Annotated in this window: 14 protein-coding genes; 6 read left to right on the forward strand and 8 right to left on the reverse strand. The window is 44.6% G+C overall.

Translation table 11 applies throughout. The annotated features are described in order from the left end of the window. Positions 1-740: 740 nt before the first annotated feature. Entirely contained in the window at positions 741-2,051 is a 1,311-nt protein-coding gene (locus dnm_RS25665) for an alginate export family protein (RefSeq protein WP_207679738.1), read from the forward strand. 292 nt (positions 2,052-2,343) lie between these two features. Here the strand turns inward: dnm_RS25665 and dnm_RS25670 are convergent, their stop codons facing one another. Then, positions 2,344-3,732, reverse strand: a complete 1,389-nt coding sequence (locus tag dnm_RS25670; protein WP_246556091.1) for a hypothetical protein — start codon at positions 3,730-3,732, stop codon at positions 2,344-2,346. Positions 3,733-4,887: 1,155 nt separating this feature from the next. On the opposite strand from dnm_RS25670, the gene dnm_RS25675 reads away from it, so the two are divergent. From dnm_RS25675 to dnm_RS25685, 3 genes are all read left to right on the forward strand, one after another. Then, positions 4,888-5,325: an iron-sulfur cluster assembly scaffold protein gene (locus dnm_RS25675; RefSeq protein WP_207679740.1), complete on the forward strand. Its 438-nt coding sequence runs from the start codon at positions 4,888-4,890 to the stop codon at positions 5,323-5,325. A 70-nt stretch (positions 5,326-5,395) separates the two neighbouring features. Then, the gene (locus dnm_RS25680; protein ID WP_207679741.1) at positions 5,396-6,250 is read left to right on the forward strand and encodes an ATP-binding protein; all 855 of its coding nucleotides are present in this window, start codon (positions 5,396-5,398) and stop codon (positions 6,248-6,250) included. Further along, on the forward strand, positions 6,247-7,113 hold the full coding sequence (locus tag dnm_RS25685) for a P-loop NTPase (RefSeq protein WP_207679742.1): 867 nt from the start codon (positions 6,247-6,249) through the stop codon (positions 7,111-7,113). Before dnm_RS25680 ends, dnm_RS25685 begins: the two co-directional genes overlap by 4 nt. 443 nt (positions 7,114-7,556) lie before the next feature. Here the strand turns inward: dnm_RS25685 and dnm_RS25690 are convergent, their stop codons facing one another. The 3 genes from dnm_RS25690 to dnm_RS25700 form a co-directional block, all read right to left on the reverse strand. Then, positions 7,557-9,848, reverse strand: a complete 2,292-nt coding sequence (locus dnm_RS25690; protein ID WP_207679743.1) for a C13 family peptidase — start codon at positions 9,846-9,848, stop codon at positions 7,557-7,559. A 100-nt stretch (positions 9,849-9,948) separates the two neighbouring features. Then, complete coding sequence (locus tag dnm_RS25695) at positions 9,949-10,905, reverse strand: PEGA domain-containing protein (RefSeq protein WP_207679744.1); 957 nt, start codon at positions 10,903-10,905, stop codon at positions 9,949-9,951. 453 nt (positions 10,906-11,358) lie between these two features. Next, entirely contained in the window at positions 11,359-12,690 is a 1,332-nt protein-coding gene (locus dnm_RS25700; protein ID WP_207679745.1) for an OmpP1/FadL family transporter, read from the reverse strand. 629 nt (positions 12,691-13,319) lie between these two features. On the opposite strand from dnm_RS25700, the gene dnm_RS25705 reads away from it, so the two are divergent. Continuing rightward, positions 13,320-13,625, forward strand: a complete 306-nt coding sequence (locus tag dnm_RS25705; protein WP_207679746.1) for an integration host factor subunit alpha — start codon at positions 13,320-13,322, stop codon at positions 13,623-13,625. A gap of 2 nt (positions 13,626-13,627) precedes the next feature. After that, a complete protein-coding gene (locus dnm_RS25710) occupies positions 13,628-14,236 on the forward strand; it encodes a hypothetical protein (protein WP_207679747.1) in 609 nt (202 codons plus the stop codon). 303 nt (positions 14,237-14,539) lie between these two features. Here the strand turns inward: dnm_RS25710 and dnm_RS25715 are convergent, their stop codons facing one another. The 4 genes from dnm_RS25715 to dnm_RS25725 all read right to left on the reverse strand — a co-directional run bounded on the left by dnm_RS25715 (position 14,540) and on the right by dnm_RS25725 (position 22,052). After that, on the reverse strand, positions 14,540-15,448 hold the full coding sequence (locus dnm_RS25715) for a substrate-binding domain-containing protein (protein ID WP_207679748.1): 909 nt from the start codon (positions 15,446-15,448) through the stop codon (positions 14,540-14,542). A 283-nt stretch (positions 15,449-15,731) separates the two neighbouring features. Further along, positions 15,732-15,857 (reverse strand): hypothetical protein, encoded by a 126-nt coding sequence (locus dnm_RS31405; RefSeq protein WP_276571830.1) that lies wholly within the window; start codon positions 15,855-15,857, stop codon positions 15,732-15,734. A 59-nt stretch (positions 15,858-15,916) separates the two neighbouring features. Then, complete coding sequence (locus tag dnm_RS25720) at positions 15,917-21,847, reverse strand: AAA family ATPase (protein WP_207679749.1); 5,931 nt, start codon at positions 21,845-21,847, stop codon at positions 15,917-15,919. A 61-nt stretch (positions 21,848-21,908) separates the two neighbouring features. Continuing rightward, a complete protein-coding gene (locus tag dnm_RS25725) occupies positions 21,909-22,052 on the reverse strand; it encodes a hypothetical protein (protein ID WP_207679750.1) in 144 nt (47 codons plus the stop codon). Between the last annotated feature and the right edge of the window lie 309 nt (positions 22,053-22,361).

A 22,361-nucleotide genomic window follows, 5' to 3' on the forward strand; every position in this document is an offset into this window, starting at 1 on the left:
ATCCGAAAAAAAAGCCGGGTTTCTTCCCCGGACAGATATTAAAAATTTATGATTAGGTACTTATGTTAAGATAACAATATAAGGGGCTGATCACAGAAATACTGACTCAGGGTCTTAACGAAAGAGGAGTGTGAGTGCTGCCGACAGGTCCGTTCGAATTGCGCGCTGTTACCAATTATCCTGTGATATCAGATGATATTGACCATATGCTGGGTATTTGTAACAACCCATTGAAGTAATAAGAAAATTATCTGTTTATTACGACAGATTGCATATTTTTCCCCGCGGTTTTTAAGAAGCCTCTTATGATAATGACCTTCATCATTGCCTGCTTGCTAAACTTCAAAAAAATCTTGACATATTGAAAGCATACTGTTAGCAAATCAATTATACGAAGCGGTTAATCATAATGGTTATGGGAAAAAGATCAAAAATATAAAACGTATTGATAAAATAACGTTTTTAATAAATGAAATGTTGTCCGACCATTGTTTACTGGTTCCGTGGTTGAATATTTTTAAAAAAGGTCTGTACGGATAAGGGGTGTAATTGCCTGTGTCATTATGGATAGTTATTTGAATTTATTATGTATGAGAGGCATACATCTGAACACTTTTGCGTATAAAGGCAGAAGGTTTTGAAAGGGGGTGAAAAGAAGGGGCATTCGTTCACTTTTTCAATTATTAGGTTTTTTAATTATTGGGTTTGCTTTTTAATTTAAGTTAAGGAGGACTTGAAAGATGAAAAAATTTGGGATATTGGTATTGGCGGGTTTGCTGATAGCTGTTTTTGCCATTCCGGCATCAGCAATGGAGCATGTATTCGGGGGCTACTGGGATACAAGAGCCTGGATGCAGGAAAATTTTGACGGCAATGATGATGATACAAGTGAGGAAGGCGAAGTCACAGCGGTAGAAACCAGGGGAAGACTTTATTATACTGCCATATTTCATGATGACCTCAAGTTTGTGACCAAGCTTGAAATGGACGCGGTATATGGCAGTAATGACGGGAAAGGAACCGGAGGCTATGGTGATATTGGCGCTGACGGTGTGAACCTTGAGGTAAAGAATTCCTATGCTGATTTTAACCTCGGCTCCGTAAATGCCAAAATAGGTGTCCAGACATTGACATTAGGACGCGGTCTTCTCTTTGATGATGATTTCGCAGGTGCTGTTGTCGGCTATCAGAGTGACATGATGACGCTTCCTTTTATATGGATGAAATCGTATGAAGGCGGTAAAGGCCTAAATAAACGGGATGTTGACTATTTTGGTGTTGCGCCCTCATTCACCCCGAGTGATATGTTTTCCCTCACACCTTATTTTATGTTTGTTTATTCGGAAAGAGCCAAAGATTGGGAACCTACCGAGAATTATGAGGATGTGAAGATGTACTATGCTGGTCTTGATTTGGATGCCAATTTTGGCCCGGCTTCCATATGGCTTACAGGTATCTATCAGGGCGGCGAAGCTGAATTGTACAAGGATCCCGATACAACCCATGATTTTAAAGCATATTTAGGGGCAGTGGGAGCCAGTGTGGATATGGGTTTTGCAGATATTCACTTAGAGGCATTCTATGCATCGGGCGATGACGACACCAGTGATAATGACCAAGAAAAATTTTTTGTTCCCGCGGGCCAGTCTTATTACTGGGGCAATATTATGGGCTTTGGCAAGAGAGGACCTGGTTTAGGGGATAGAAATTATGACAACGTCGTAAACGGCTCACCCGGAGATCAGATTGGAAACATCATGGCAGCCAATGTAGGAACAACCATCAAACCGACGTCTGATCTTTCAATAACCCTTGACGCATGGTATGCCAAGCTTGCAGAAGAAGCTGAGAAAGATGATCCTAACGGCGCTGTTGAAGGAGAAGATGAACTAGGTATTGAAGCAGATGTGATCATTACATATCAGCTGGTAAAAGGTTTACAGCTTGATTTGGTCGGTGCGTATCTGTTCGCAGGCGACGCAGTTTATAAGGGAGATGACGGAGAGGAAGATCCCTACGAAATCGGTACAAGTTTGTCTCTCAGTTTCTAAAGAAACAACATTTTCTGTAATGTAAAACAAACTCATAACAAAAAAAAGCCGGAAGCGATGATTGGACGCTTCCGGCTTTTTTGTTTGGTCCTGTCGGCATTTCTTTATCCTTTATCTACACGGATTAGTGATAAGCAGGGATTAAGTCGGGCCGGTACCCAAAAATCCCTGCTTATCTCCAATCCATGTAGAGGTATATAGGAAATCATAAGAAAGAATTGAAATATCAATTTCTTATATAAAATCCTTATAGCAAACTTCGGAAGCCTGGCAAGGACAAATTTAAGTCATCTTAGAATTTCCATACAAGTTCTATGGTGTTTAAGATAGCGGTGTCATCAGTTCCCAACCGCTCCTCTATTGCATCTCCCGGTAAAAACACAGCGCATGTATTTCCCAGAGAAAAATGCTGGTTGAAATTATATGTCAGCCGAAGATCAACCTCTGTTCCGACCTCATCATCAATCTCATCGAGACCGAGAGCCGCTGCCGCAGCATCTTCTTCAGCAAACATAAAGTGCATTCCCTGTAATTGATAAGCAAAGTTACCAACACTGCCCTTTACACCGACACCTCCCATGATCATACCCGGACCGTCACCCATGGAAGAATTGCTGATGCCGCCGTATCCTGATTTGGTTCCGATCATCGCAAAATTATTGCTGTAAAGATGAGTACTGAGTCCCGGAACATAGCGATAGATAAAGGCGTTCTCAATTCCAAAGGCGGGAGTGTAACGGGAAATATTGCTAATTCCGTTAAATGCACCCAGTTCGTCATCGTCAGCAGAGAGATCATCATCTCCCGTAAGGTAATAGCCGCCGAAATAGGGGGTAAATGCTTTGCTGATATTGAGGTCAACAGAGGCATACGCTCCCCATGCGTTTATGTCAAATTCCTGATCGCCAATATCTTTATCGCCCATAGCATAGATAAACTCCAAACGCGGTGTGATGAACCCGAGCTTACCATAGGCTTCAAGACCGGCATAATGAACTTCTGCGTTTCGTGCATCATTGTCGCTGAATGCGTACATCGGCGCAATAGTAAAACCGCCCAGATCAAAACCGGCCCGGAAGGTATATACCCGCCAGTCCAGTTCTTCTCCGTCCAGAATGCCGCTGTTTTTGTCGGTGCTGATTTCATCAAATATGATCAGATAAAGGGCTTCCCATTTCATGGGCCCTGCGGAGCCTGCCAATCCGATATAAGGATGGTCATCCCCGTAGAGAATTCCGCCGGAGTGGATGTCAAGGGCTTTGGTGTTCCATCCGGTATTTATCTTAAAAGAAGGACAGAAGCTGTACCCAAAATTAACTTTTTCCACACCAAAATCTTCACCGGTCATGCCTGCATCCATCGGATCGGTGCTGGGATTTCCGCCTCTGTCTCCGTTGGGCTTGTTCAGTGTGAAATCAGATTCCAGAATCACCATAAAATCCCAGTTATCACCGCCGCCCTTCATGCCAATTCGGACTTCATTGCGGACAGCATGGTCTGCCATAAAACCATTTTCATCCAGTATCTTATCCATGCTGGTATCATCATCATTAAAATCCACATTACTCATAAACGTGGGGTAAGTTTTAAGACTTCCGAAGAATTCAACTTCCTCAGCCATCAGTCCTGCCGGGAGCAATGCGATACTCAGCGCCATCAACCCAATAATAACCTTTTTCATCAATTTTTTTCTCCTTTTTTTCTTCATCTTTAAGTTGTCTTAACTCGTTAACGTCTGACCGATTTTAATTATATTTCACCTCCTTTCTTGAACATTTCCTTCATTTTTTTGTATTAGACTTTATCGGAAATAAAAAACATCGGTCAAAACCGGACATCCGGAGTGCCAAACTTGCAGTTTGGCAATATTCCGGGATTCCCGGGGGACAGGTGTTTTGCCAAACTGCAAGTTTGGCACTCCGGATTGTCTGGCCGCTTATTTCCGATAATGTCTATTACGATGATCTTCCGCTAACATTTTGATTGTAACTGAGAGTCTTTTTTCTTATTGAAATTTATAATAGAAGTATTAGCGGAAATAAAGAATTTTGGCAGATATACATTTTCTGATTATAATTAGAAAATTGATAATACCCAAAATTTTAGCAAAGTCAATAAAAAATACCGCTGACGCGTGTGTATTTTAAACATAATGTCAAATATCTGTCACAAATCAAAAAAATTACTATTATATTGGATGTATTCCCACTTTTTATACACTGTCAGCAAACTCTCCGGTTTGATCTCATATCTATGAGAAGTGTGGGAAGTTTGCAGGACGGGGGCGGGTATTGAAAGCCCCGCCCGTTGAGCCTGTCGAAACGGGCAATTCCCCCTTCGGCAGGCTCAGGGGGCTGTTGCGGGGGCGGGTACAGATGGCCTGCGGGTATTAACAAAAAATATCAGGCCCCTTCCCGTAATAAACGCTTCCAAAGAGATCGGTTTTGAAAAATATACAATAAAATAAAAAAAACTGTTGCATAGTTGTATTTATTTTTCTATAAGATTAATGAGAATAATCCTGTTAAGCTGAATCACGAATTAAATAAGACTTGCATACTCTCGATTCGGAATTGAAAAATCTGACAGTTTCGGGTTTGTCAATCCAGACCAGATGTTTCAGGAGTGAACAAAGCGTTTTCATATTCCCGACCGGAATCAGGATGGTTCAGGGAACACATGATTACCGTTGAAACCGGGTGGCGGATGTTGTAGGGTATAATTTAAAAGTGTCAGGCTGAAGACCTGTTTCAAACACTTTTGATTCTCGTTGTCACGCTCCGCGCGGGAAAGAGAAAATTAAATTTTTTAATCTGAGATGAGAGGGAGAATTGATATGAGTGACAGTCTTAATGATTTTGTAGATCAGTTACAGGAGCAGATTTATGAGGAAACAAGAGAGGATTTCGGAGAGATAGCCTATCAACGCTGGCGAAATCCCCTTTACATGGAAATTATGAATGATCCTGACGGACATGCAAAAGTGAGAGGGGATTGCGGAGACAGCATTGAAATTTTTCTTAAATTTGAAAATGACCGGGTAAAAAAAGCCACATTTCAGACAGACGGCTGCGGATCAAGTCTTGTGTGCGGGTCTTTTGCGGCTGAAATGGCTGGCGGAAAAAATCCTGATGAACTTTTTGAAATCACCGGTCAAACTATTTTGGAAAAACTGGGAGGACTTCCTGAAGAAAATGAACATTGCGCTTTTCTTGCGGCAGAGTCTTTGCATCAGGCGTTGAATGACTACATGATTAAACAAACAAAAAAATAACAGCCAGGCCAGATTTCCGAAGTGTCCGAAACTTCGGAAGTCTTACATGGTAACTTACGGAGTTTTTACAATGATTATCAGTGTTGCCAGTGGAAAAGGCGGAACCGGTAAGACAACAGTGGCGACCAATCTGGCGCTCTCTATTGATGCGGAGGAGGTTGAACTGTTGGACTGTGATGTGGAGGAGCCAAATGCCCATCTCTTTATTCATCCGGTATTTGAAAAAACCGAGACGGTGTTCACCGCTGTCCCTCAGATAGATGAAGAAAAATGTACTTATTGCGGAAAGTGCGGCGAGATATGCCAGTTCAAGGCGATTGTCGTTATCAGTGACAGTATTTTGCCCTTTACTGAACTGTGCCATAGCTGCGGCGGGTGCGTGGAGGTCTGTCCCGAACATGCCATTACGGAAACAGGCCGGGAACTGGGCGTTGTCGAAGAGGGTCATAGTAACGGACTGAGATTTGTTCACGGAAAATCAAGAATAGGCGAGGCCATGTCTCCGCCGCTGATCAAAAAAGTCCGTTCCCATACCAATCCTGACAAATTTACCATCATTGACGCTCCCCCGGGAACCTCCTGCCCGGTCATTGCGGCCATGAAAGATACGGATTTTGTTCTGATGGTCACAGAACCCACGCCATTTGGCCTGCATGACCTGAAGCTGGCCGTGGGGGCCGTGGATATACTTAATATTCCCAGGGGCCTGGTCATTAACCGCTCAGATATGGGAGACGACAAGGTCAGGGAATATGCAAAAGAGGTGGGGCTGCCGATTCTTATGGAAATCCCCTTTGACCGAAAAATTGCAGAAGCCTATTCACGCGGGGATATGCTGGTGGAAGTCATCCCTGAACTGAAAGAAAAATTTCTGGAATTATACCGCCGTATCAAAGAAATCACAGGGCAGGAGGAGGCAAAATGAAAGAACTGATTGTCATCAGCGGCAAAGGGGGAACCGGTAAAACCAGTCTGATGTCGGCGTTTGCGTCATTGGCTGAAAATAAAATATTGTGTGACGCGGACGTGGATGCCGCGGATCTTCATCTGATAACGGCCCCTGATGTCAGGCAACAACATGCGTTTCAAAGCGGAAATGAGGCAATGATTAACCCGGACAAATGCACCCAGTGCGGCTTATGCCGGGAGTTGTGCAGATGGGACGCCATTAGTGAGGAGTTTGAGATAGACGCTATCGAGTGCGAGGGGTGCGGAGTCTGCGTGTATTTCTGCCCTGAAAAGGCCATAGACTTTCCAGTGAGAACCTGCGGGGAGTGGTTTATTTCTGATACACGGTTCGGACCCATGGTCCATGCCAGGCTCGGGATTGCAGAGGAAAATTCAGGAAGACTGGTCAGTCTGATACGAAAAGAGGCCAGGGACCTTGCCCAGAACAAGAACCTTGATCTGATTCTCACGGACGGCCCTCCGGGAGTGGGCTGTCCTGTGATTGCCTCCATCGGGGGAGCCGATGCGGTGCTGGTTGTCACGGAACCCACGGTTTCCGGCAAGCATGATATGGAACGGGTGATTGAATTGGCCGCTCATTTTAAAATACCGGTGATGCTTTGTGTAAATAAGTCTGATCTTAATCCGGATACTACCGAAGAGATCGAAGCCTTTGCCAAAGAAAAAGGGGCGGACTGTCTGGGACGTATCCCCTTTGATGTGATTTTCACCAAATCCATGGTCAAAGGCCAGACTATTTTTGAATATGAGGGGAATTCCGAAGCGGGAAACGCTGTTAAGGCGATTTGGGAAAATGTTTTAAAAAGGCTCAGTGCCTGAAACCGGAAATAAACAGCCGGACATCCGGAGTGCCAAACTTACAGTTTGGCAATATTCTCTGCCTCCGGCAGAGACACGCATTGCCAAACTGTAAGTTTGGCACTCCTTGTTTTCGGGTGTTTCCGGAAGCGATATGACTCGCCAAACTGCAAGTTTTGCACTCCTTGTTTTCAGGTGTTTCCGGGAGCGATATGACTCGCCAAACTGCAAGTTTTGCACTCCTTGTTTTCAGGTGTTTCCGGGAGCGATATGACTCGCCAAACTGCAAGTTTGGCACTCCTTTTAACTCGATGTTCAAGTTTTTTGACCTGATTCGAACAAAAAGTGTGTCATTCCTGCGAAAGCAGGAATCCGTTTTTTACAGATTTTACGAATCCGGAGGCAGTGGATTCCTGCTTTCGCAGGAATGACAAAAAAAACTTGAACATCAAGTTTAAGGACTGTTATTTATCGGGAGGCTCGGACGCAGCCAAATTTCTGAGAATATAAATTGCTTCTTCCATTCCGATCTTTTTATCCCCGTTCACATCAATAAGTGCCATGCTGTCCTCTGACAGGGGCGGCACGCTGTTGCTTATTCCTGTTATCACCTTTAATGCCATAATCGCATCCCCCAGGTCAGTTTCTCCGTTTCCGTTGATGTCAGCGCCTTTTGCCCGGGTCTGGACAATCTGTGTTTGTTTTGGCAGGGAAGAGGTGTCTTTTGTATCTGCGGCATAGATATTGACCGTATAAGTGCCTTTCATGTTAAAATGTTCATAAGCTCCCTCGTAAATTCCGTCATCGTCAGTATCCAGAAGTTTCACGGTGGGAAGTTCGAGAACAGGCGTATCCGCGGAACCAGCACTGTGGCCCGGGGGAGTGATCACCCCCCATACTTCGCTGATACCGTCAGCATCCGTCACAGGACCGGCCCAGAGTGTGGCATCGCTTTCACCTTGAAGGGTCTGTGTTTCAGATACATTTTCAATCACCGGAATATCCGAAGCCACTTTATATTTTTTACCGATTGTGATGCTCTCTGCCAGTTTCATATCATTATGTTCATTACCAATTCCGTTTCCGTCAGCATCAAGCAGGGCTGTCTGAAAATCTCCCATCATATCTTTGGCAAAGAAAAACGCTTCATCCAATTTTGCGCCATAGTCAATATGCGACCAGAACTGAAAAGAGAATGAGAGACCTCCTGCCCCTTTTCCCATGGGCATAAAATATGCGGATTCATCAGACGCGCTGGTGATGACGATTCGTTCCTTTCCTTCGGGGGGACGCATCCGGGGTTCAAGACACTCGGGAGAACGTCCGTTGCTGTCATAGGTTTTGCAAAGGAAGGTTCCTGACTGGCACGCGTCATAGATAAATATCAGCCTTCCGGGCATGGTTTCCTGAAGATCATCCAGCCATTTGTCCAGTTCTTCCACCTTAAGCGTTTCAGTGGGATTCAGGCGGAAGGTTCCGTCTCCGCCGTGGTCCGTTATATAGATCAGGAGTTCATAAACAGGCGCGTCAGGGGTTTTGACCCAGGTGTTTATGGCTTGAAATAAATTCTCATATGTGGCATCTCCGTAAACATCATCAGATAAACCATTGCCGTCAGCATCAGTATCTTTATCGGAACTGAGATAACAGATATTTTCTTTGGAATATCCTCGCTCAATAAGAATGTCATAGGCATAATTAGTACATAGCATCGTATCTTCCCAGAGATTATTCCCGGGATACGGCCCTCCGCCGGCCACGATGATCGCTTTTGAGATATCAAGTATGTAGTCAGTAAATGGCTCTGTCAGACCAACCGGGTCATCTTCGTCAGTTCTGACTTTTCCCGGGACAATACCGTCCGCCAGTTTTCTGTCATCGTAGTCATTACCAATCCCGTTTCCGTTGGCATCAAGCAGGGCTGTCTGAAAATCTTCCATCATATCTTTTGCAAAGAAAAACGCGTCATCCAGTTCTGAGCCATAATAAAAGCCGGACCAGAACTGGAAAGAAAATGAAAGTCCCCCTGGAAGCCTTCCCATGGGCATAAAATACGCGGATTCGTCAGACGCGCTGGTGATGACAATCCGCTCCTTTCCTTCAGGCGGACTCATGAGAGGTTCGGAACAGCCGGTGTCATCGTTGCTTTTACAAAGGAATGTCCCTGACTTGGAAGCATCATATATGAATATTAATCTTCCGGTCATGGTTTTCTGCAAATCATCCAGCCAGCTATCCAACTCCCGAGCCTCTATCACTTCATCAGAGCCGATTTGGAGGATTCTGTTTCCTCCGTGACCTGTCATATAAATCATAAGATCATGGGCAGGATTGTCAGATCGCCTGGCCCAGATATTTATCGCGTCGGATAAATTCTGATATGTGGCTGTTTCATCCACATCATCCGGCTGGCCATTATCATCCGCGTCAATACTTGTATCCGAACTGAGATAATAAATATTTTCTTTGAGGTATCCCCGATAGAGAAGGGCCCGATACGCGTAATTTGCACACATCTGGGTGGATTCCCAGAGTGTGTCATCAAAAGTGCCGCCGCCTCCGGCTACGATAATTGCTTTTGAAACAGATGAGGCTCTGGTAAAACCGGACACTTTATAGCTGTCATTCATAATCTGATGATCCTGTTTCGGCATCGGAGCCGGAGATTCCCATGCCGATGCCATTCCAAGGGATGAGAAAAAAACAAAAAAGATCGTCAGTACCATGTACATCAAATGTGTTTTTTCAAAGTGCATAAAGTTAATTTCCGTGCTGTATTTTCCAGAGGGGGGATTTGCCGCGGGATGCATATGCGATTTTGAGCAGATCAGATCAGCAGCATTGCCGCATTGAAGTCTACTCCGGTATCATTTCTATATCCACCAAAGTGGTTTCCAATTGCCGGACAGTCACTTCCGTTGAAAATGTCTTATACCCGGAAGCCTCGACCGTCAGAGTAAAAGTGCCTGCCGGATGAAAATATATACAGAAGTCGCGTCGGCAGTAAAAATAGCAGTAACAATAATTACTGATGGCGGATCGGTTGGCATTTGTCTTAATTCTTGCTCCCAGCACTTTTTTCTCAGAATAGGGATCAAATATGTTGCCGATAATATCACCTGGAAAAGTAGCTTCAGGATTATATACTGTCAGTTCATATGCGGTGTCTTCTCCAAAAGCATCAGGGCTGAAACTTCTCAGTCTTACATAGTAGATATCATCCCGGGAACAGTCTTTCCAGAGGAGGGTCTCATTTTTGCCCTCTATTCCGTCATTCTTTGATTTCAGCAGTGTCACACCGTCTGTGTCATAAAGCTCAATTACAGGATCACAGTTGCTTCCCAGACTCTCAGTCTCGGCATGAACGGTGTAAATCTGTCCGGCGATTCCGTAAAACATCATCCAGTCTTCATCTCCGGCATCATGAAAATTATGGGGCTGAACAGAGTCACCGTTTTTTGCGCTGTCCGCGCTGTTATTTATGACAATCACACGCGCCTGGCTGAATTTATCATCTTCTTCATATTCATCATAGTTGTCAGGCTCAGGTCTCAGATGAGCCGTCTTTCTCAAAATGTCAGTGATCTCTTTCACTCCGATGTTTTTAGTCCCGTTTATGACCGGGTTTTCCCCGGTCAGAACCCTCATGCCCAGAATCGCATCTGTCAGGTCAACAGCACAGTCTCCGTTGAAATCCAGTTCCGGTATCATGTATGTATGCTGAGAAGATGCGAAAGAAGCCAGAGAGAACAGGAATATCAGACAGAAAATAAAGACTTTCAAAAGTCTCAATAGTTTTTTTTCTAATTTCATTTGTCATGTCCTCTTCAGATGTTCAGAACTTTCTTGAATTGACTTGTTTTTTTATTTAGTTCTTTCATAAAACATAGGAAAAGGCAATGGGGTGAAGGATGTATTCCGGGGGGGAAAATTGCTACTTTCAGACGAGATATTTTGCTATCTGATTCTAAGATATTGGAAAAAGGTAATAAAATATGTTAAGGGACTGTCTCTGATTTTAGCGGATTTTGTTGAAAGGCCGGTGTTTCTGAGGATGCGGACCTGTAGTTTTGGGGGACGCTGCTCAAAGTACAAGGAAAAGGAATAAGAAGGGGAAGGGAATTTTCCTTTTCTTATCTGCTTTCCCTGTACTTTTTGGGAGCTTTGATTAAGGATAGAAAATGACAGACAGATAAGGCGTGTGTTCAAAGTCCCCCTTTGAAGGGGGGATTCAGGGGGATGTCCGCTTTCATACATGAACTTTGATTAAGGATAGAAAATTACAGAGAGATAAACCGTGTGTTCGTCCACATCCTGGGAAAATTGGAGGTTTTCAAACATTGATTCTCCCACATCATTGCCACGGCGGTACTGGTAGGCAATATCCAGGGAGAACCGGTCATTCCGGGTCAGCCCCAGACCAAGACTGAAGCCATAGAAATCATCCGGATTTCCCTCCGCAGGGGCAGGGTCGTAAAATATTCCTCCTCTGATCGGAATGACATACCCTTTTTCTGCGTTGATGAAGCGGTACTCCGCACCGATTCTTATCTGATTGGTAGGGCTGACATCGGATTCACTGATAGCTCGTCCGCTGATGGGACTTGTCTCATTGCCCTGATTATCTCTGTAAATAAAATCATCCCATTCGGTTCTGTAATAATCTGCTGACATGAAAAAACTGTCCGAAAATTTATAGGCAAAGCCAATCCCGTAAGACATGGGCATTTCTATCTCCTCATCTCTGCTGTCAGAGATTACTATATCTTCGGGCATATATTCGGAAGCCTGCTTTTCCTGAGATTTGTGTTCCACATCTGCATTAAAAGGTGTTTTCAGAACTGCTCCCAGTGTCAGTTTGTAATTAATACGCCAGAGCATTCCGAGGTTGGCGTTAATACCGCTAAAGGAATACGCTTTCTCAGAAGTAAAAGCAAGCGGCGAAGCATTTATCTCCTTTGCCGAACGTGTTAAATGGTATTTTTGCTCCCAGTGATTGTCAGTCAGATCATCATCCCACAAGTTTAAAGTGAAACCGAATGAGAGTTGCGGAATAACCTGAATGCAATAGGAGAGTCCCAGGGCCGAAAGACTTCCGGTTTGCTGGTAATCCCAATGATCTTCAAATGGTCGTTCCGGCATGCTGAAAGCAAATTTCCAGTCACGATTAAGATCATAAAGTCGCTGATAACTTAATGACACAATCATATTACGATTGAAAAGGCCAAACGGATAAGCTGCACTGAAATAGTTAATATCTCCTTCGGACACCGAATGGGATCCCGCAGCCTCGGGATAATCTTCCCCGAAATCAATCTCCTCTCCCCGATGAAGATAGGAAGTGACAAGGGAGAACTCGGGCAATGTCAGTTGGACAAGACCCCCGGGATTCCATGATGCGGCGGTAGCATCATCTGCCACAGCAATAAAAGCCCCGCCCATTCCGATGGCTCTCGCACCCGAACCAACCGGATTGAATGAGGACGGAATTTCCATCAGGTTAACGAATACTCCGTTTCCAAAGACCGATGTCGTGGGGTACATAAAAACTCCCATGAGCAATATTAAATAAATGATAAAAGATTTTTTAGTTGACATATCATGTCCTTTCATTGCATAGAGAAAATTGTCATAAGCTTTGACACATTTTTCGGGATTCGCCGCGGGATAAGACGGGCCTCTTTCGTATATTTTTTCAGACACAGATCCCGAAAGATTTTTAGCGGATTATTCATTCAGAATCTCTGATACTGAGTCCTGCGTAAGGGAACTCGAAATAAATAATATACCCTACATTCCTACATTCCGGGTATTTTATTTTTGGGGAAATCCCTAATTACGCGACAAATTAAATATAACTCAGACTTTCTAAAAAAGTCAACTGCTCTTTCCGAAAAACGGAGAAAGCAGACTGCTGAAACCGATTTTTCTCGTTCCCACCCTCCCGCGTGAGAACCGACAGGTGAAGGCCTGCGAGGTTTTGGAAACCTCGCAGGTCTGATGTCTGAAAGGTGGGAACAAGGAGAAAGCGGATTACTGAAAGCGAATTATATATAATTTAAGAAAAAGATTGTCAAGCCGCGGCTGAGAGATAAATATTTTTCTCTCATTTCTAATAACAAATTTTGCTTCCCTGTAATACCTATAAATCCTTGACAAAACAAAAATATGAGGATAAGGGTAAACAATATCTGAATTTTAACCAGGAGAAAGGGATATATTTCTAAATGGCTCTGACAAAAGCTCATATAGTAAACAATATTCAAAACCGGCTTTGCTTCTCCAGAAAAAAAAGCATAGAGTTGGTTGAGACCCTTTTGGAAATCATGAAAAAGTCACTGGAGAACGGAGAAAATGTTTTGATAACCGGTTTCGGAAAGTTTTGTGTGAATGAGAAACGGGAGCGAAGAGGAAGGAATCCTGCTACCGGTGAACCAATGACGCTGGCACCAAGAAGGGTTGTGACATTCAAATGTTCCGGTAAGCTGAGGGATAAGATTGACAAAAAAGAACAGAGAAAACAGACGAGGTGATTATGAAAAAGAAAAAAGCGGACAAGAGTAACGCACAGTTGATTATAGGCGCACTGCTATCAGGAAAGTCTCTGAGGTCCCGGGAAATCTCCGAAATGGTTCTGGAAGATTCGGGAAAAGAAATCAAAGTCCAGGATGTCGCAAGTATGCTCTCCAAATTAAGTGACAGCCAAAAATGCGACCTTGGTTTTTTTATCGAGAGAAAGAAGATTGGCACGGGTTTTGTTTACAACATGGTCAAAGAAGCGCTGAAGCTTTCTGAAAAACAGGCATACAACTTGTCGCTGAAAACAGGTAAGGACAGATATAAACTTGAGCAGGCGCTGAAAGATTTCCCGGGATTAAAGAAATACACCAAACCGTCCACACCGAAATCCAAACCAAGCCCTGCTAAAACTGTTGCTAAAAAGGCCCCCAAGAGCGTCAAGCCGTCCAAACCTGTAAAAGCCAAGCCTTCGCCGGCCAAGGCGAAAAAAGAGACGAAAATACCTCCTGTGATATTGTCAGATGAGAAAGTTATTGAAGAGGCAGCCGCGAAGATCATTCAGAAAATCGCTGATCTTGAAGGTCTGAATATGAATGTAACCGTATCTTTCAAATTAGAGGACTAGGACTTGGCTTTTTTAATATTCTGTAAAATTTCAGGATATTATTAATATATGGATGCCGTGAATTGTAGAGACGTGTCCCTGACACATCTCTACTGGGGTGATGAAAATGTCACAAACCGGGCTGACAATTGCGATCCCATTTTTATTCCGCAAATTTTTTATGACTTAAAAATCAGGCAGTTAAAAAATGCGGGGAACAAAAACGGGATCAGCTTTTTCAGAGCCTTGGAAACATTTTCATCCCCCCACATCTCTACTCCGGCAACAAAAAACAATGAAGATTTTTGAACTTGGGAGATCATCCTATTCATAAGGAAAAACCATTTTTCCGCTCAGACTGATATCATATCCCTCAAATTGTTTTGCAGCGTCAGCAAAAACCTGATCGTGGAGAAGCCCTATAAAAAGCTGCACTCCCTGGTCAAAAAACCTTTCCTTTAAAATGAGAAGATCATAACGCTCCCAGCGAAGCGGAATAAAGTCCGTACCGAGGAGAGAAGCCACTGCCCGTATCCCGGGACCTGCATCCGCACGGTCAGATAATATTTCAATACCGACATCAAGATGCTTATGAATTTCGTGATGATATCCCTCAATGTTTTCACCGTTAATCTCAGCCTTACTCAGCTCCCGGTCAAATAAGAGGCGGGTTCCGGTACTGAGGGGCCGGTTTACAATTCGCACACCAGGTTTGGCAAGATCAGCAATTCCTCTGATATTCTTTGGATTTTTTTTCTTCACCAGCAAGCCTTGCTCCCGTCGGCAAAAATTAACCACCGCAGGCATTCTTTCAAGTTCCCGCGTGGCAAAATCAAAGTTATACTCTTTTTCATTTTCCTCAAGCAGATGACTTGAGGCGATATGACACAAATTCTGTCTCAGCGCGCTGATCCCTCCAAGGCTTCCTATATTTCCAAACACCGCGATATGATCGGAACGGAGGCTGTTAAAAAGCGAAATTGTCCGATCCAGAAGCGGATCATTACTGCCAGTTAAGATGAGTAATCCCTGGTAAGGCGGCAGAGAAACCGATGGTTCAGGATAATTAATGGTATTGGCCTCAATCCATTGCTCCACCAAGTGCCGGGGAAAGAGCCATTTCCCTGTGATTTTTGTCGCGGGCAACCCCTTCTCAGAAATCAGGGAATACACCATCTTTTCGTTTATATCCAGAAATTTTGCGACTTCTTTTGTAGAAAATAATTCTTTCATTTTACCGTTCCAAGTCCCAAGTTTCGAGTTTCGAGTTTCGAGTTTCGAGTTTCCTGATTATAAGGGATTCAGGGGAGGCCCCCGCCATTCCGGAAAATCGTGATATTTTCAAATGTCGGATCAGGTGCTATTTTTTTTAACCGAAAAGACAATGCCACAAAGACACGAAGACACAAAGAGACACAAAGAGCCTTCGCACTTTCGCGGCATCGCAGGCCGCACATCGCGCCGGTTTTCCCCGGAATGACGTTTGGGGAGGACGGCGTCCTGTGACATAATAATTTCAGCATGCCGCGTCCTCCCCTGAATCCGTTATAATCAGCAAGTTCCAAGTTTCAAGTTTCAAGTTTCGAGTTTCGAGTTTCAAGTTTCGAGTTTCAAGTTTCAAGTCCCAAGTTTCAAGTCCCAAGTTTCAAGTCCCAAGTTTCAAATTTCAAGTTTCAAGTTTCAAGTTTCAAATTTCAAATTTCAAATTTCAAATTTAATGATAAATTTTGAGCCGTTATTTCGTACAAATTTCAACTCTCCGTCAAGCTGATGCACAGCAAATCCTCTGACAAGTTTTAATCCTAAGGATGAAGTGTTGCCAATATCTGTGTTTTCAGGAATTCCCACCCCGTTATCGCTGACAATCAGTTCAACTTTAGCTGTATCAGCAAAACGAAATGAAACACTGATCTCACCCTTCCTGTTCTCCGGGAAAGCGTGTTTCAGGGCATTGGAAATGAGTTCATTCAGAATCAGACCACAGGGAATGGCGATGTCAATTTCCACGGAAATATCCTCAATATCTGTTTTCAAGGCAATCTGTGCGGAACTGATGCCGTAAGACCTGAACAGGGTCTTTGCCAGTTCATTCAGGTACGTCCTGAAATCAATTTGCGACAGGCTTTCGGACTGATAAAGTTTTTCATGAATCAGGGACATGGCCCGGATACGGTCCTTGTTCTCAGTCAGTATCTTAATAATTCTCTCATCCTCGGTCTTCATGCACTGAAGTTCGAGCAGACTGGAGACCACCTGCATGTTGTTTTTCACCCGGTGATGAATTTCCCTGAGAAGCACGACTTTCTCACTGAGGGATACCCTGAGCTGTTCTTCATTACGTTTTCGGTCTGAGATATCGGTTATCATTGCCAAGCTCCCGATGAACTGACCGGTTTCATCACAAATTGAATTGGTACTGACAATTGTCCAGAGATCGGTTCCGTCCTTCCGACGGAACCTGAAGTCATGCTGCTCCGAAATTCCCTGCCTGCGTCTTTCAAAATTTCGCTCTGCCTCGGTCAGGGCTGCCGCATCCATAAAATCAAAAAAAGGGCATCCCAGCATCTCTGGCTCTGAATATCCCAGCATTTCTGTTATTCGCCGGTTCACATATGTTGTTTTGCCCTCAGCGTCAATCATCCATATGCCCTCCCGGGCGGTTTCAATAATTCTGCGGTATCGTTCCTCACTTTTCCGAAGCGACTCTGTGACCCGGTTTTTTTCAGTCATATCTGCCAGCACACCGACAATCCCTGCAATATTTCCCTCATCATCGTTGAAAGTGGCTCTGCTGACAATGAATTCTCGCCGCACATTGTCCGCACATTGCATACAGGTTTCATAAACCTGTACTCCCGGATGACAAAACAGTTCCATATCTTTTTCATGGGACATGTCTGCAAGTTCCCGGGAAAATTGGGAGATATCATAAATTCCTCGGCCGATGATTTTTTCACGAGGCAGGCCCACGATCTGGTCGGCAAAGGCATTGTTGCATCCGAGATAAAGACCCTCTGCATTTTTATAGAAAATGGGGTTGGGAATTGTATTCATAAGGGTTTCATGGAACTGTAAGAGGCTGCGCAATTCCTTTTCTGACCGCGTGTGTTCTTCTATTTCAGCTTGCAGGTCCCAGTTCAGACGCAGCGTGTCCGAATAAAGCGTGGCGTTTCTGAGGGAAATGGCGACCTGGGCGAGCAGGATATGAAGGGTTTCTATTCGGTTTTCTGTAAATGCGCCGGACATCAGATTATTTTCCAGGTACAATCCGCCGGTGATTTTATTTTTATAGCGGATCGGCGTGCAAAGGACGGATTTTGCCCGGGTGCTGATGATATAAGGTTCCTGGGTAAACATTCCTTTATTTGCAGCGTCATGAAGTATCACATTTTCATTGGTTCGGATTGCATAGCGGACAATGGTTTCCGAAAGTTCCTGATTTTCTTCAATGGGAACGGATTGCAAAACCCGGACGTTGTCCGAATCCGCGACCGCGGACGCTTCGATTCGCAGACTGTCATTTTGTTTCAGGATCAGAAATCCTTTTTGTGCGCCCGCGTTTTCAATGATGATTTTCATAATCTTGATCAGGAATTTCTCCAGATTGATTTCATCAGAAATGATCTGGGAGGCTTTGGTTATGGCTGCCATATCCAGATAGGCCGAGGAAGAAGAATCCGAACTGGCCTGAATGTCTTCCGTAATCGTTACGTCCGGGAACTGAACTGCCCGTATCATATCCGGGTATTTTTCGTATATGTCTTCTGCTTTGCGTTTGGCTCCCAACCGTTCATACGCATGATATGCATCTGTTATGTGGATTTTCGCATATCGCTCCTTACCTTTGTCTAACCAGAATTTGCCAAACAGCTCATTTGCAAGACTTTCATTCTGGATGAATTTATTTTCACAGGCTGAGGCTATGGCTTGGTCATACAAATCCATTGCTTCCGAATCTCTGCCGGAGATATGGGCCATTTCAGCTTCAACCAGGAGATATTTATGCAGAAAATTCTCCGGGCAGTTGTTCGCCCAGATTTTCATCTGTTTCTGATGAGTTTGTAACTGTTCCCAGTACGCGGCCTGTTCATTTGCCGAAGCATCAGAATAAAGTGCGGTGAGTATCAGAGAGTGGTAAAAATTATGATCGGCCGCGGGAAGTGTTCCCAGAACAAACGTCAGCCAGTTTTCCGCTTTCCTGATACAATGCATCGCTTTTTCAGGCTCTCCATACAAATAAAGCACCTGGGATTTGAAAATGTAAAAACGGCATAATCCGTTGAAGCTCCCATGTTTTTCACATTGTTCCAGATACGCTGATTCACTGATGCTGTCATTGTGAAAAGAAAACTTGTCTTTGGTCCGGCCTGTCAGATTTAAAAGAACAAGTTCCTGGGCCGTTATCAGATCCGTTGCCCACTGATTTTTTGTTTTTTTAGTAAATTTTAACCCTTCTGACACATCTCCCAAAAGTTTTGTCAGATTTTTCCCTTCAAAGAACAAATCTGATAATTTATAAAGAAGACTGATGCCTGCGAACTGAAGTTCACCGGACTGCAATCCGGCCTGACAGCTCTCATCATACACGGCCGCTGTATGCCTGACATGGCCTACCCAGGGAAGCAGGCCGCATCCGAGTGCGGCGTAAGATGTGCATTTCTGCGCCAGTGTGTTGAATTTTCCGCTCAGTTTCACAGCCAGTTGCCCGAATTCATAGCCCCTCTGATATTCTCCGAAAACAGAACCCAGGATGATTCCGTAAACAGCAAGCGAATAGGACCCCTCGGGCGCGTTGCCATATCTGAGTATAAGATTGACTGATTTTGCGATCACGATGGGAAACAATTCCTGATCTGAATTATATGTCAGTGACCCCATTTTTCCTAACAATCTGATGGCGCTTCTTTTCTCCGCCGACGTCATCCGCGGTTCATCAAGTAATGAGGCAATATTCCTGTTTCCCAGATTTTTTTTAGCCCGGGCAAATTCATCCTCAAACGCTGTTTTCAGATGATCCGAAGGCAGTTCAACGCCCAGCAGTTTCAATGCCTTTCGTCCGGTCCGAATGGCCGCCTCATAGTTCGCTGTCACGGTGTATTGCTCAATCAGCAGGATGTATGCCTCAGCTTTTTCAACATCTGATGTTGCCTGTTCCAAAATCAGGCAGATCAGTTTTTCCGAGCGTTCAAAATTGCCGTTCAGATACTCAAGCAGCGCGAGTTCTTTATACACTTCAAAAGCCAGTTCATCATGATTTGTCATGCAGCGGGACAGGACTTCACTGCTGATGGTCAGATAGTTCAGGGCCGAAGCGTAAGCTGTGGCGTTTCTGGCTTTTTGGCCGGCTTGCAGATTCAGCCGGATCAGACTGAGTTGTTCCTGAGAATTGGTGATCAGGTTCCGCCCGATATTCAGGTGGTCAACAACTTCAAAGAGTTTTTCCTGCTGATCTTGTATTCGTGTGTTCGCCAAAAGCAGGCGGCCGATGTCAAGATGAACAGATGCTTTCTGTCTGTCAGGTATGAGAGAATAGGCAGCTTCCTGCACCCGGTCATGTGCAAATCTGTAAGTCGGAGCCGATGAGACAAGCATGCCCGTGTTCAACGCAGACTGAAGTTTTATAATTATTTCCTCTCGTGTTTTTTGAAGAACTGCCATTAAGGTTTCAATTGTAAAAATATTTCCGATACAGGCCGCTGTCTTGAGTATTTCACGGGTGTCAGAAGGTAAACGGCTTATCCTTTTTAACATGAACTCCGCGACATTGTCTGTCACCTGCGCCAGACGAATTTTCTCCATGTCCCAGTGCCAGGTTTGAAACTTGAAACTTGAAACTTGAAACTTGAAATTTGAAACTGGAAACTTGAAACTGGAAACTGGAAACTTGAAACTGGAAACTGGAAACTGGAATGTCAGCAAATGCTCATCATAGAGGGATTGCAGGAACATTTTTACAAAAAACGGATTTCCTTGTGTTTTGCTGAAAATCAGCGCTGACAATGATTCGGATGCTTCCGGATGACAATTCAGAATATCAGCAATCCACTGATTTACTGTTATAATTCCTAATGGAGACAGGGAAATGTGACGGACCGGAACACCGGTTTTTTTTATTTCATCAATTGCCATGATCACGGGGTGAGAGGCACTGACTTCATTCTCTCTGTATGCCCCGATAATTAACATGGCCCTGATTTCATCATCCGTTGCCAGGAGATGAATCAGATTCAGGCTCGCGGAGTCTGCCCATTGCAGATCATCTAAGAACAGTACAAGCGGATGTTCTTTTTGTGCAAACACACTGACGAAGTTACGGAAAATCAGCTCAAACCGGTTCCGGGCTTCGGCTCCGGTCAGTTCCTGAACAGGGGCCGGCTTTCCAATAATTTTCTCAACTTCCGGGATCATGTCTGTAATGATTTCCGAGTTGGGTCCCAGGGCCGTCAGGAGACGTTCTTTCCAGAACTGTATTTTGGATTTGCTTTTTCCCAGTATCTGCCTGATCAGTTTTCGAAATGCCTGTGAGATTCCGCTGTAAGCAATATTTCTGTTCACTTGGTCAAACTTTCCGGATAAGAAACAGCTTCCCCGCGTCATGACTGGCTTCCGAAGTTCTCTGACCAGGACGGTTTTGCCAACTCCGGAATAGCCCGACACCAAGGCCATCTCTTTTCTGCCCCGGGCGACGCGTTCAAATATTTTTATGATGCTCCTGATTTCTTCAGATCGTCCGTAAACTTTTTGGGGAATTTGAAATTTGTCAGAAAAATCCTGCCGTCCCAACTGAAAAGGAACAATTTTTCCCTCGTGTTTCAGTTGGCTGAGGCATGTTTCCAAATCCGCTTTCAGACCTGACGCGCTCTGATACCGGTCTTCCGCATTTTTTTCCAAAAGTTTCATAACAATGTCAGAGACCGCCCGGGGAACTGCCGGTCTCACATCCCGAGGTGTTTCCGGGGTTTTCGCAATGTGATAGTGAATGATTTTCATGGGGTCTTTTGTGTCAAAGGGAAGCCTGCCACATAACAGTTTATAAAAAACAAGTCCCAGGGAGTAAAAATCGGTCCGGTAATCCAGGGGCTGATTCATCCGCCCGGTTTGTTCCGGGGACATGTAGGCCAGGGTTCCGATAAGATTTTTCGGGGAGACAGCCTCCTGAGTTTCCTGTGTGAACCAGCATGAAATTCCAAAATCAATGAATTTGACAGCATCTGTTCCCGGCCGAATCACGATGTTCCGGGGATTGATATCTTTGTGAATAACATTCTGCTGATGAATCACACGGAGACCCTCTGCCAGCTGAACCGCGATGTTTAAAAATGGTAAAATGCCCAGGCCATCCTCCGGAATGACCTCTGCCAGGGCCACTGCTCCGAAATCCTCTTGGATCAGTGCCAGAGCGTGACGATACGATTCGGTCGCGTAATATCGGATAATGTGGTCATCACGGAACAGGCTTCCGATATCAAATTCCCGACGGAATCTGTCCATATCCCCGACTGTGGGGTATTCGTCACGATGAACTTTTATAATGACGGGTATGCCATCTTCGCTCCTTTGGCCCTGGTAAATCACCGAATGTCTTCCTGTACGGAGTTCCTTATTAATTTTGTAACCTGGTATGGTCATCATTGCCTGACCTCTGATCAGAAAAAGATTATGCAGGATGGATAAAAACTGTCGGATCTTTATCCTAAATACCGGTCTGCGCTTTTGACAGATAAAAATTTTCCTGAAACTCGATGTTCAAGTTTTTGTTGTCATTCTGTTCGACTGAGTTTACGCCGAAGCCTGCGAAAGCAGGAATCCACAGCTCCCGGAACGCCGCGTCTGCCAAAAACAGATTCCTGCTTTCGCAGGAATGACAAACTTTTTGTCCGAACCGGGTCAGAAAACCTCAGTAGATCGAAAAGTTTTCGGGCTGTCACCGGGCAGACACGGCGGACGGGGGAGAAACCCGGCTTTTTCCAGCGGGGGAGAGCGTCCCGTCCTGAAAAAAAAGCCGGGTTTCTTTGCCGCACCGCTCATAGTCCGAATCTGCCGGACGGGGTTTGCAACCCCGTCCGAAATATTTTCCGACCCCCGAAAACAAACGTTTCGGACGGGGTTGCAAACCCCGTCCGGCAGTCTGGTCTGTATTATGAGT

Source organism: Desulfonema magnum (genome assembly GCF_017377395.1).
In the GTDB taxonomy this organism is placed as follows: Bacteria; Desulfobacterota; Desulfobacteria; order Desulfobacterales; family 4be13; genus Desulfonema_C; species Desulfonema_C magnum.